We start from the raw sequence: 12,899 nt of genomic DNA, 5'->3' as shown, positions 1-12,899 counted from the left end.
AATGTTTTTTAGTAAAAATTGTTTTTAGATGATTAATAGTTTTCTAATGTTTTGTGGAGTTTATCTCTGAAAATATATAGGTCATCAAGATTATTCAACAGTACTTTTTCTCCGGCATCTTTACCGTTGTGGAATGTTTCTATATATTTATTCGGAGTATTGAAGTGAAGTCTGCAAATCGGTTTTCTGTTATTGTCATCCAGCAGAATACCAAAATAGGATAAGGTATCCCTGTATGCTATGCGGTCTGCAGGAATTTTTTCTCTCATGATAGCTTTTATAATTTGAAATCCTTCCAGTTCTTCTTCTGTTGTAACAATTTTAGAATCATTGTTTTCATCAATAGGCTGGGAATTTTTTACCTGATCTTCCTGTTGTTCAATTTGTTCATTAATGCTTAATGCGGACTTGAGTCTGAAGCTGATCGATTCATTGATTGAGGTTGTCAGGGCTTTTTTGGTATATTCTTTAAACGAAACCATTCTGTTGGCGGTAATAGATTTTCCAAAGAATCTGCTTACAAGAAGTTTTACAATTTCATCGGATGGAGTTTCTATTTCTTTTTCAAATTCTTTTCGTATAGCTTTAATATATTTTAAGGCTTCTGCGGAATCGAGAATGTTTTCCAGGTTGTAATCCTTTTTGGTGAAGTTTTCCAGTATTTTTACGGAGCTGTCTTTCAGATCTTCGATATCAATGCTGAAAAAAGGTTTTTCGTCCATAATGTTAGGCTTTTCCAGATCGGTATAAAAATTATAAATAATTCCGTTGGTGAGAACGCCAAATCTTGTTTTGGAAACGTGAAAGTATCTGTGGAGTTGGGAATTATGAGCATCCACATTCTCTTTCCAGTGTTTGCATTCGATGATAAGAACAGGGTCATCATTGTTTTTAATTACATAATCCACTTTTTCTCCTTTCTTGGTTCCTATGTCACAAACATGTTCGGGAATTACTTCTGTGGGATTGAAGATATCATAGCCTAAAATCTGTATAAAAGGCATTACAAAAGCATTTTTAGTAGCTTCTTCAGTTGAAATCTGATCCTTTAATCCGGATACTTTTTGTTGTAACTGTTCAAGTTTAATTTTAAGATCCATTATGTCGTTTTTATTTGCATCAAAAGTATCACCCTTTGAAGCTTTATCCTTACGGGATTCCGTAAAAACAAAAAAGCCTCTCAACAATGAAAGGCTGTATTGTGAATTTTTGAAGTATTTATATAATTCCCAGATCTTTACAGAAAGCAACAAGCTGTTCGTTGCTGGTTACCTGCAGGTCTTCTTTTAGGCTGTTCAGTTTTTTTTCTACACTGCTCAGGCTGTTGGGGGTAATGCCTTTTGCTTTAAAGTGATCGGGGATGTTTTTTTGCAGAATACCTTTGGCAAGGTGGGAAACTATGTTGATGTCATAGGCCGTGAATTCGTAACTGTTCAGTTTTTTAACTTCCTGTTTCAGATCGAATGATAAATAGTTTTCATTGATAAAAACGGAAGCAATTGATTTTTTTAATTCTTTGGAATCATTTCTTGCTTTCCGTACATAACCGTTGATGTGGTACCGGGTAAACAGAGAATCTATAATTCCTGATTTATGTTCTGCGGAAAAAACAATTATTTTGATGGAGGGGTGCAGTTCCCGGACTTTTACGATAAGTTCGGTGCCGTTTTTTATGTTTTGCTCGTGATGATCTTCTTCAAAGGAAAGATCGGTGATCAGCAGGTCGTACAGATCATTTTCCCTTATGGATTTCTGAACTTTAGCGAGTGCATCATCGCAATAATACACATAATCTGCATTAGTAATATGAAGGTCTTCTAATGTTTTCTGTACAGAGATGCTGCTGCTTTCGTGGTCTTCGGCTATTAAAATTTTTTCGAACATTTTATTACTTTTTTTAAGAAACAGGAAATGAAATACTGATCTTCAGTCCTTTTTCGGTTTTGGTGTCAAAAATAATAGCTCCTTTTATTGCTGCCATACGGGAAACCGTATTGGTGAGCCCATTCTTCTGGATAAGATCTCCCGGAATTCCTATTCCGTTGTCTGTATACTGTATCCGGACCTGGTTTTCAGTTCTTTCAAATTTAAAAACGACACGGGATGCCTGGCTGTGTTTTTTCATATTAACGAGCAGCTCGCGGATAACCTGGTAAATTTCTTCAAAACCGGTCTGGGAAACATGGGTCCATATTTCATCTTCATTACCTCCGGTATACGTTTCCGTATCATCATTTTTGAATGAAGCGATAAGCTTGGATATTTTTTCTTTACAATCTTTTGGGCTGCCAGTCTGATCCGGTTTATCGTAGGAAATATCTCTTGATTTTTCGTAAACAAATTCAAGTTCGTCAAGGGCCTTTTCTTTATCGAAGCTTTCCTGGTTTTCTATCTTGGTCATCACCTGATAAATACCGTTGGCTACTACGTCATGCACTTTTTTGGACATTTTAAGCTGTGTGTTTTTTACTTCAAGCTCTTTTTCCTTCTGAAGCCTTATTTTTCTTCTTCTGTACCATAATCCTCCACCAACTAGGAGAACAGATAATGTAAATAAACCAAAATTCTTTTTTAAATTACCGGCTTTTAGTATTTCATTTTCTGCTCTTTTCGCTTCCAGATCATAACGAAAAACGGCAAATTGTTTTTTTGCTTTATTTCTTGCTGTTTGAACACTGTCATTTATCAGGACGAATTTTTGGAAATTGATTAAATAATTTTCAGGGTCTAATGTGATAATTTTTTGCAATGCAGTTATTTGGTCATCAGGACTTTTGTTGTGAGTTGCAGCTTCAAGCATTTTTTTTGCAAAAAAAAGTGATTGGTTTTTATTTTTATCCAAAAAGTATTCAGATAAAGTTTCGAAGCTTGAATTCTGACCCCAGTCATCTTTTATTAACTGTCTTATTTTTAGTGCTTTATTGAGTTCGGGTAAAGGGTCGTAGTTTTTGTCATCAAGATATTTAGCTTTTGCCAGATTATTTAACACTTTAGAATATAGATTACTATCTTTTATATGTATTACTTTTTGTAAGTATTTTTTAGCTGATTTAAAATCTTTTAAAGATATAAGTACATCTCCGATATTGTTATAATACATATGTTTATTTGTACTATCATTAGCATACTTTAAAGCCTTGAATTGATATTGAAGTGCATCTGTATAGTTTTTTAAAAAGTGGGAGGCAATAGCTATATTATTATAATTTGCAGCTAATGTCTTTCTGGAAAGACTATCTTTTTCTTGTTTTAGGAACTTATTTGCTTCTAATGAAGTCTCAATTCCTCCATAAAAATCTCCTTTTTGCACCTGAATAATTGCCATATTAACAAGTGACCTTGCAGTATTTACTGAATCATTTATTTTAAGATAATCATTTTTGGCTAGGTTATAGTAATAGAATGCAGAATCAGGTGAATTCGAATCTCTACATATTGAAGCTTTATTAAAATAAAAATCAATATTGTGGTCATTGTTTATGTAATATTGTTTTTTGCAAGAAAAAAAGAACAATAATATTATAATAAATAAAGAAATTTTCATTTTAGTTTTTTATGCAAAATAAAGAAAAGGACAGATTTATACAACCTGTCCTTTTTTTATTAGCTTATGGCTTTGGAGTTGGGGTCGGAGCTGGAGGAGTTTGTCCTGAATTTCCTCCAACCGGACCTCCGTCTCCCGGATCTTCCCCGAGTCCGCTTCCCGGGTCGTTTTGTACGGTTACCGGGCTTTGTCCGTTGTTATGATTTACTGTATGGGCATTATTATTTGAGAATGCTAAACCTAATAGCATTAGAATGAACTGTATCATCTTCTTAAAAATTTAAAAATTGGGTACTTCTGCAGTTGCCCGCGAAACCGATCACAGGTAGAGCTACACGTTTAAAAAAATTGAAGCGCTTCTAAATTTTTGGGAAGTGAACCTTCAAAAACGGAGGAGAAAACATCTGCTTCCCAACCCGGAGTTTTACCTCCGTTTTATCTGGTAGTTTTGAAATCAGTTTTGTATTTTTGTTTTTGTAATGTTTTGTATTTCACTGATCTCTGATGCAAAGATGCAGATGAAAATGAGGCAAGGGTTAGAAAGTTTTAGGAAAGTTTTAGGAAAGTTTTTTCAGTGAGAAGTGCGGAAAACCGTAATGTTTTTTATTACAGATTTTATAATTTTCGAAATAATAACCTTGAGTATGTCAAAATTTTTATCTGAAAGGAAAAAGCTATTAGAAGATGTTTATGAAAAAGCTTCAAATGAAGCCACAGAGACATCTTTCAGTGGAATTATTCTGCACCTTGAACGGATTCTAAAAGATGAATATGAACCGCTCAGTTATAAGTCTTTTGAAAATTATTATAAAGCTATTGTTGAAAATGGTGAAGATTATAATATTAAAAGACCAATTTTGGATAACTTAAGCAGATATTTGGGATATGACACTTTTAAAGACTATTGTTCTGAATGGAAGACATTGGAATATACAATTCAACAAGCAATCTCAAAAATTGTAATAACAATAATTAATAAGCCTATTCTTGCAATGCCCGAATTCGTGAAACAAAACGGATTGGGTATTGCAGGAATTGTTTTGGTTTTAGCGGCTTTAATGACGAGTAAAGGACAGGGAAGTAAAAATGGTAAAGACAACAGCATAGGTATTCAGCCATTAGGGTTTTTAATGGCTGCAGAACCTGCCGATGAAAGAAAATGTATGTATTGGGATAAAAATGAATATAAGCCGGCAGATTGTGAGGACAGAAATCCCCGGCTTGATCTCAGACCCATAGATTTTGTTGCTCTGAAACATTTTAAAAAGATCACAAGAAAAGATACGCTGACTGTTGATAATGCCCTGGGCGTTACCTGGTATTCTAAATTTAACGGAAATGTAGAGTTTTTTACAATGGATGGTGTAGATCCTGATAATGGCAAAGAACTGAGAAAATCTACGCCGTGGATTATCTTCAAATATGCAGGCAAACAATAAGATACCCTGTTGGGAGAAGAATAAAAAAAGAGAGACAAATTATTCTTTTATCTCTCTTATTATTTTTAGTCAGCATTCAGCATGCCCAGTTCTCCGTAATGTTTTCTGAACTTCTGGATCTTCGGACCTACCACGGCACTGCAGTAAGGCTGTGTCGGGTTTTCATTATAATATCCCTGGTGATACTGTTCTGCCGGCCAGAATTTTTCAAATCTTGTAAGTTCTGTAACGTAGGTTCCTGCCCATCTTCCCGAGGCTTCGGATGCCTTCAGGGCTTCTTCCGCTTTAGCTTTTTCGGCATCATCTTTATAATAAATAACCGAGCGGTATTGGGTTCCTATGTCATTACCCTGTCTGTTCAGCTGGGTAGGATCGTGAAGAAAGAAAAATACGTCCATAAGCTGTTCGTAAGTAATAACGGCAGGATCGTAAGTGATCTGTACCACTTCCGCATGTCCTGTTTCACCGGTGCAGACTTCTTCATAGGTCGGGTTATCTTTGTGTCCCCCCGAATATCCGGATACAGCAGACTGTACACCTTTCAGCATATTAAAACAGCTTTCCACACACCAGAAACATCCGCCTCCGAAAGTGATCTGCTCAAATTGATTATTCTCCATTGTAACTGATAATTTTATTCATTATTTCTGCAGGATTGTAATCCTGAAAAACCGATCAAAAGTAAGAAAAACTTTGATGGTTTTAAATACAAATAATGTGAATGTTTCCATCGATAAAAACTATAAATGAATGGAATGATTTTATGCCACGGATATACGGATTTTTAATTATTATGGTCTGCAGATTGTATAAGTTTGGGCTGAAGACAGTGGATTGTTTTTCTATTATTCAGGCGGATTAAAGCCCTCCTCTATTTTTCTATTGCTGATGATGGATTGAGCATATTTTCTTGTTGGTTAAACGCTAAAGGGCAGAAGGTTTTTAACCATTATGCTGTTTTTAAGGCGCAAGAAAATCAAAGATTTTCAGCAATTTTTTGTGATCTGTTTTCATCATTAAAAGAGGCGAAGGCTAGTCTATCGCTTCATCGAATCAACGAAGTTGATTCTACACTTTGCTCTCTTAAAATCAATATTGCCGATATATGAACTTTGCGTGAAAAAAAGCAAGCTATCATATCAATATGAATTAAATTTCCCACAGACTTCCCAAATCTCACTGATGGGGTGAAAAAACTCATTGTCACAGATACCGATTCATTTTACCTATTAATGATTGCCAAGAAGACCTTTGTATATGTGTATACTGAACAAAAAAAGCAGCCATTAATTGCCTGATATATTAAATTTATTCTGTTATTTTTCCCAGACGAGGACACTTGCTTTCTATTGCTGATGATGGATTGAGCATATTTTTTTGTTGGTTAAACGCTAAAGGGCAGAAGGTTTTTAACCATTATGCTGTTTTTAAGGCGCAAGAAAATCAAAGATTTTCAGCAATTTTTTGTGATCTGTTTTCATCATTGAAAGAGCCGGAGGCTAGTCTATCGCTTCATCGGATCAACGAAGTTGATTCTACACTTTGCTCCCTTAAAATCAATATTGCCTATACATGAACTTTGCGTGAAAAAAAAGCAAGCTATCATATCAATATGAATTAAATTTCCCACAGACTTCACCAATCTCACTGATGAGGTGAAAAAACTCATTGTCACAGATACCGATTCATTTTACTTATTAATGAATGCCAAGAAGACCTTTGTATATGTGTATACTGAACAAGAAAAGCAGCCATTAATGACTGCCTGATATATTAAATTTATTCTGTTATTTTTCCCAGACGAGGGCACTTGCTTTCTATTGCTGATGATGGATTGAGCATATTTTTTTGTTGGTTAAACGCTAAAGGGCAGAAGGTTTTTAACCATTATGCTGTTTTTAAGGCGCAAGAAAATCAAAGATTTTCAGCAATTTTTTGTGATCTGTTTTCATCATTGAAAGAGCCGAAGGCTAGTCTATCGCTTCATCGGATCAACGAAGTTGATTCTACACTTTGCTCCCTTAAAATCAATATTGCCGATACATGAACTTTGCGTGAAAAAAAGCAAGCTATCATATCAATATGAATTAAATTTCCCACAGACTTCACAAATCTCACTGATGGGGTGAAAAAATTCATTGTCACAGATACCGATTCATTTTACCTATTAATGACTGCCAAGAAGACCTTTGTATATGTGTATACTGAACAAAAAAACAGCCATTAATGACTGCCTGATATATTAAATTTATTCTGTTATTTTTCCCAGACGAGGGCACTTGCTCCCAAGATGGCGGCATCGGCTTCATCCAGTTCACTGAAAACCAGTTTTACTTTATTCCTAAAGATCGGAAGAAGGTTTCTCTCCATATAAAGTTTGGCGGGCTTTAGAATGAAATCTCCAGCTTTGATTACGCCTCCGAACAGAAGTATGGCTTCAGGCGAAGAAAACATCACAAAGTTAGCTAAAGCTTCACCCAGCTTCTGTCCCGTATATCTGAATACCTCAATAGCGATCGGGTCTCCTTTCAGGGCACATTCATGTACTGTTTTGGAATTGATCTCATCTTCAGGATACTGATTCAGCATGGATTCGGGAAACTCAGCTCTCATTTTCTTGGCTGTAATAGCAATTCCGGTTGCTGAGGCATAGGCTTCGAGGCTTCCTTCGGACCCTGTGCTCCAGTGCTTTCTTCCGCCGGGCTTTACAATAGTATGTCCCAGCTCTCCTGCAAAACCGTCATGCCCGTAAATAAGGCTTCCGTTGGAAATAATCCCGCTACCTACGCCTGTTCCCAGCGTAATCATAATGAAATCTTTCATTCCGCGGGCGGCTCCGAAAAGCATTTCTCCAAGAGCGGCCGCATTGGCATCATTGGTTACCTTGCATGGCAGATTGAATTTGGCCGTCATCAGGTCTGTAAACGGAATAACTCCTTTCCAGGGCAGATTGGGGGCCTGTTCTATCGTTCCTTTATAATAGTTGGCATTAGGAGCGCCTACTCCGATTCCGTCAAAGTTTTTTTCCGTGCCGTGTCTTTCGATCAGTGGGCGTACCTGTTCGTGCAGAGCATCGATGAAATCTTCTATTTTATCGTACTCATCTGTTCGCAGACTTCCTTTTTCCAGGACCTCACCACGGTGGTTTACTACTCCGAACTTGGTATTCGTTCCTCCGATGTCAATTCCCAGGGCAACTTGTTTTGATAAATCTATTAATGACATTTCTATTGTAATTCTAAAGGGTTAAAATTATAAAAAAGATTGTATTAATAGATTATTAACTAAACATTTATTTAAAAAAGTTTCAGGCTGTTTTTACCGGTTTCTTTTTTCTTCTTCCCCACCAGATCATAAATCCGGTAACGGGAAGGGAGGCGCATATTAAGCTGACAATGAATGCAATGATCTTGGTAGGTAATCCCAGAATAGCCCCGACGTGGATGTCATAATTGGCATTGACCACCTTCTCCCCGAAATTTTTATCCTCAGGATCATGAGTGTGGAGAAGTTCTCCCGAGTTTTCATCAAAGATCAGGCTGCTGCTCTTGTGGTAAGAGTAGGACAGGTGTTTTACATACACTTCAAAATTCGGATGTTCATGATCATCCATATGTTCATGTCCGAGATCGAGGGCAAACCCATAAGAGTCAGGGTATTTCTGTTTTACTGTATTGATGATCTTATCCAGTGTTCCTTCGGTTCTCAGCTCAACGGGAGCTTTGGTTTTGATATGGGAAAAATCAGGATATTTGGTTTCTCCTCCGGAAAATACTACATAGATCATAGCCTGAACCACGAAAAATGCATAAAATAATCCGGTGATTGAGAAAATTAAGGCGAAAATTGAAGCGTAAAACCCGAGTACATTGTGTAGATCATAGTTTTTCCTTTTCCAGCTTTTAACATTCTTCCATTTGAACGAAAAACGCTGTTTTCTTGCTGCTTTATTTTTGGGCCACCATAATACAATTCCCGTTATCAGCATGATCACAAAGATAATAACAGGTATTCCTACTACATAAGTTCCCCAGTCCTGTTTCAGAAGGAAGCTCCAGTGAATCATCTTTACAATATTGAAGAATCCGTTCTTTTCGTCATATACCCTTAAAACCTTTCCGGTATAAGGATTTACATACGCCTGCTTATAGACCGGATACTCGTCAAAATAGTTCCATGCATCCGTATTGTGCTCATACCAGAAGAACATATAGGACATTTTCCTGTCTATGGGAACATTCACCCAGTGGATAGGGTATTTTTCCTTTACCTGATCTGCAACGGCTTTCTCCATCACCCGGATCGGAAGAACCTGCTTTTGCTCAATATTCTGCTCATTATGGTAAATAACGTCTTTACGGGTAAGGTTTTCTACTTCATCCTTAAAAACATATAATGCTCCGGTAATGGAAATAATAAAGATCAGAACGCCAATTCCAAGACCAAACCAAAGGTGAAGTTTGGCGGACCATGTTTTAAAGAACCCCGGTTTCTTCTTATGATGATGTTTTTTCTTCATACAAATAATTAAAGCAAGACAAAGATAAGTTTTACTTTTTATTTAGATTAATTAAAATTTATATTCCAGCATCAGGGTTCCTCTGGTTCCGGGTGCGTTCACGAATTCACTGTCTCTGGCCGACCACCATGCAATAGCAGGCTGGTAATTGATATTAAAAATATTTTCAACTCCCAGAGAGACTTTCCAGTTTTTATTGATTTCATAGCCTGATTTGAAATTGAAAACCGTGTATTCTGGGACATAACCTTCTCCGTAAGCGAATAATCCGGTTTTGACATTAGGCTGGAATCTGTCCTGCCGGAAAGCGTGAAGCATATCGATTCCCAGAGATAGAGAAGGGATAGGCTTTGCCTGTACGTAAGCAAGAACTTTAGGAGCAGAAATCCTGCTGTTGTTGGTTTTGGCTGAATAATCCCCGTCATCTTTTAATGAAGTAATTCCTTCCATCCAGCTGTAACTTCCTCCGAAACTGATCCATCGTGCAGGGGTGAAATGTAAAAACCCTTCCACTCCGTAAACAATTTCAGGCGATCTCTGAATAGTTAAAGCTCTGTCCGGGCTCTGAACAAATGAGGCCCCCAGTTTTGAAGTACTCACATAAGAGGTGATCTCATAGTTTACCCATTTTGAAATCTGTCCCGTTGCTCCCAATTCATAGTTGTTAACGATGATCGGTTTGGTTTCAAGATTCTGGATAGTTCCCTGCGTGGAGGTTCTCAGAATTCTACCCAGTTCATTGATGGAGTAGGACTGGGAAAAGCTTCCGAACAGGTTCAGAAACGGTTCGATGTTATAACGTACTCCAAGATTGGCTACCAGGGCATTGTATTTCAGATTTCCGCCGGTTACAAAAATACTTTCGGTAAAAGTACCGTCGCTTTTAAGCGTAGAAAGTGTGTTGAAATCACCGACTTTAACTTTCATATTTTCGTATCGGAGTCCTCCTTTAAGGGTAAGCTTCTTTAAAAGATCCACTTTTATCAACAGGAAAGGGGCGAGATTGGTCATACTCATATCGGGAGTCCAGTAGCGGCCGTCTTCCAGTTTCTGTACGGTCTGGTCGTTCAGAATATCCATTCCGTACATGATTTCAGCCTGTGAATTCCGGGCATTCCATAATCTGGTATCAAAATTAATTCTGGCTCCGTATTTTTTGGAGATCACATTGGACTGTCCGCCGCCGAAGAAAGTGTCACTATAACCGTATACTGTCTTGAAATCCTGCATATAGGCATTAAAATTCAGTGAAGTGGTTCCCCAAAATAGATTGCGGTTGTCATAATTGATTCTGAAATTATGATTTTTAGGCGTTCCCTGGGGCGTGGTTTCAAGGCTTTTTCCTATACCATCCCCGATTGTTGGGGTAATTCCGTAATTTCCGGTTTTTAATCCTAAATTAAGATCAGATTTTGAGGCGTAGCCGATGTAGGATGCTTCAATCCGCTGATCAGAATCAATATTGTATCCCAATTTCAGCATACCGTTATAATTATCCATTTTGGCAGTACTGTAAGTGGGGGTAAGATATATCCCATCTGCATCTTTCATGTAGCCTGTCCTTTCATAAGCTAAGGAGAATACGTAGTCAAACCTGCTGATCTTTCCGGATAAAAGCTGGCTGGCTCTTATCCCAAGTGTTCCCCCGCCTTCGTAAGGCTGTCCTGTAAACCCGATCTGTGAAAGTCCGGAAATTTTCTTATCGGAATTGCTTCTTCTCGTGATATAGTTGATGATTCCTCCGTCTGCCCCGTTTCCGTAAATGGAAGATGCTCCTTTGATGACTTCAATTCTTTCGATAACGGACGGATCGATGCTTCTTAGATCTCTGGCTCCGTTTCTGAGGGGGGTAGACTGTGGGATTCCGTCGATAAGAACAAGAACCTGGCGCCCTCTTAAGGTCTGCCCGGTATTGGAGGTCTGCCCGGAATTGGTTCCTAAGCTGGGAACGGTATACTGAAGAATACTTGTAATATCTGAATTAACGGTCAGCTGAGACTGGATCTGCTTTTCGGCGACAACGGTTACCGAGCCTGGTATTTCTTTGATGTTTTCTTTTTTTCTGGAAGCCGTCATGATGACTTCTTCCACATGGTTTGTCCGGGTACTGTCCTTCACCTGGGCAAAAACCGTAACAGATCCTAAACATGCAGCTGATAAAAGCGCTTTTCTCATTATATTTTCTTTCCTTGTTTCTTTTGTTTGCCCCACCATACCAGAAATCCGGTTACGGGAAGTGAGGTGCAGATGAGCCCGGTGATGAACCAGATGATTTTGCCGAACAGCCCGAAATAGGAGCCTGTATGGATATCATAATTGGCATTGGCATATTTTTCTGCATTGCTTAATTTCTGATGAGGTTTTTCAGCCAGAAGCTTTCCTGAATATTTATCAAATACCAGCGTACTCCGGTCACTGAATCTTCCTTCTTCTCCGTAAACTGTTACCGGAATGTTTTTAAGATCTTTTCCCTTCTTGTTTTTTCCGCTCAGTGGAATTCTGAAGCTGGCAGACTCTGCATATAATTTTCTCGTTTGAGCCGCCGTAAGATCATATACTGAACTGTTTTTCAGCATCAGAGAGTCCGGGGACTTGATTTCTTTATCTTTCGGAAGGTCTGCAGATCCGGATAATGTAAAATGAATGACATTTTTCACGTACGGATAAGCGAAGTAAATGCCTGTAATACTCATTAAAAGAGCAATAAATGAAGCGTAGAAGCCTAATATATTGTGAAGATCATAGTTTCTGCGTTTCCAGGTCTTTACATTTTCCCAGCTGAACCAGAAGCGTCCTTTCCTTGCTTTTTTATTTTTCGGCCACCACAGAACAATTCCGGTGATCAGCATAAAAATAAAAAGAACGGTCGGAATGCCTACAACATATTTTCCCCATTCAGAATTGAGCAGAAGACTCCAGTGGATGTATTTCAGAATGTTGAAGAAATTATATTTCTCATCATACACGGCCAGGATTTTTCCGGTGTACTGATCTACATACACCAGTTTGTTGATCTTTACCTCTTCAAAATAATTCCAGCCTTTTTTATTTTTTTCATAATACAGAAAACGGTAGGACTTATTTTTATCAAGAGATATTTCTACGGAATTCAGCGGAAATTTTTCATGAAGTTCCAGGCTGATTTTTTCCTTCAGGACATGAACAGAGATGGGTTCGGCAGCAGCTTTTTTTACATAAATGGCCTCCTGGCGCAGACTGTTCTGTATCTCGTCTTTAAAAACATACAAAGTTCCTGTAAGTGAAACGATGAAGACAATGATTCCCACCGATAAACCCAGCCAAAGATGCAGTTTGGCCGACCACTTTTTTGCGGGAGAAACTTTCTTCTTATGATGATGTTTTTTCTTCATATCAAAAAAGTTAACCCGGTGAAGGG

10 protein-coding genes are annotated in these 12,899 nt (G+C 37.8%); 1 reads left to right on the top strand and 9 read right to left on the bottom strand.

Going from position 1 to position 12,899, the window contains the following annotated elements; genetic code table 11:
- Nucleotides 1-32: 32 nt before the first annotated feature.
- The 4 genes from AC106S_RS14100 to AC106S_RS14085 all read right to left on the bottom strand — a co-directional run bounded on the left by AC106S_RS14100 (nucleotide 33) and on the right by AC106S_RS14085 (nucleotide 3,812).
- Nucleotides 33-1,100 carry a type I restriction endonuclease gene (locus AC106S_RS14100; protein WP_482439965.1) on the bottom strand — a complete coding sequence of 356 codons (1,068 nt, stop codon included), beginning with the start codon at nucleotides 1,098-1,100 and terminating at the stop codon, nucleotides 33-35.
- A gap of 118 nt (nucleotides 1,101-1,218) precedes the next feature.
- Nucleotides 1,219-1,884 (bottom strand): response regulator, encoded by a 666-nt coding sequence (locus AC106S_RS14095; RefSeq protein ID WP_482439964.1) that lies wholly within the window; start codon nucleotides 1,882-1,884, stop codon nucleotides 1,219-1,221.
- A 13-nt stretch (nucleotides 1,885-1,897) separates the two neighbouring features.
- Nucleotides 1,898-3,544, bottom strand: coding sequence for a tetratricopeptide repeat-containing sensor histidine kinase (locus tag AC106S_RS14090; protein ID WP_482439963.1), 1,647 nt, complete (start codon nucleotides 3,542-3,544; stop codon nucleotides 1,898-1,900).
- A 64-nt stretch (nucleotides 3,545-3,608) separates the two neighbouring features.
- Complete coding sequence (locus tag AC106S_RS14085) at nucleotides 3,609-3,812, bottom strand: hypothetical protein (protein WP_482439962.1); 204 nt, start codon at nucleotides 3,810-3,812, stop codon at nucleotides 3,609-3,611.
- Nucleotides 3,813-4,140: 328 nt separating this feature from the next.
- Between AC106S_RS14085 and AC106S_RS14080 the strand changes: the two genes are divergently transcribed.
- Nucleotides 4,141-4,983 (top strand): hypothetical protein, encoded by an 843-nt coding sequence (locus tag AC106S_RS14080; RefSeq protein WP_482439961.1) that lies wholly within the window; start codon nucleotides 4,141-4,143, stop codon nucleotides 4,981-4,983.
- Nucleotides 4,984-5,048: 65 nt separating this feature from the next.
- Here the strand turns inward: AC106S_RS14080 and msrA are convergent, their stop codons facing one another.
- The 5 genes from msrA to AC106S_RS14055 all read right to left on the bottom strand — a co-directional run bounded on the left by msrA (nucleotide 5,049) and on the right by AC106S_RS14055 (nucleotide 12,873).
- A complete protein-coding gene (msrA, locus tag AC106S_RS14075) occupies nucleotides 5,049-5,603 on the bottom strand; it encodes a peptide-methionine (S)-S-oxide reductase MsrA (protein WP_482439959.1) in 555 nt (184 codons plus the stop codon).
- Between the two features lie 1,636 nt (nucleotides 5,604-7,239).
- Nucleotides 7,240-8,208, bottom strand: a complete 969-nt coding sequence (locus AC106S_RS14070; RefSeq protein WP_482439958.1) for an ROK family protein — start codon at nucleotides 8,206-8,208, stop codon at nucleotides 7,240-7,242.
- A gap of 82 nt (nucleotides 8,209-8,290) precedes the next feature.
- Nucleotides 8,291-9,502, bottom strand: a complete 1,212-nt coding sequence (locus AC106S_RS14065; RefSeq protein ID WP_482439956.1) for a PepSY-associated TM helix domain-containing protein — start codon at nucleotides 9,500-9,502, stop codon at nucleotides 8,291-8,293.
- 51 nt (nucleotides 9,503-9,553) lie between these two features.
- Nucleotides 9,554-11,677: a TonB-dependent receptor gene (locus tag AC106S_RS14060; RefSeq protein WP_482439954.1), complete on the bottom strand. Its 2,124-nt coding sequence runs from the start codon at nucleotides 11,675-11,677 to the stop codon at nucleotides 9,554-9,556.
- On the bottom strand, nucleotides 11,677-12,873 hold the full coding sequence (locus AC106S_RS14055) for a PepSY-associated TM helix domain-containing protein (RefSeq protein WP_482439952.1): 1,197 nt from the start codon (nucleotides 12,871-12,873) through the stop codon (nucleotides 11,677-11,679). The genes AC106S_RS14060 and AC106S_RS14055 overlap by 1 nt, the downstream gene beginning before the upstream one ends.
- Nucleotides 12,874-12,899: the final 26 nt, after the last annotated feature.

Source organism: Chryseobacterium sp. FR054 (assembly GCF_056844565.1).
Note: the sequence above shows the minus strand (reverse complement) of the source record. Positions and strands in the feature narration are given on the sequence as shown.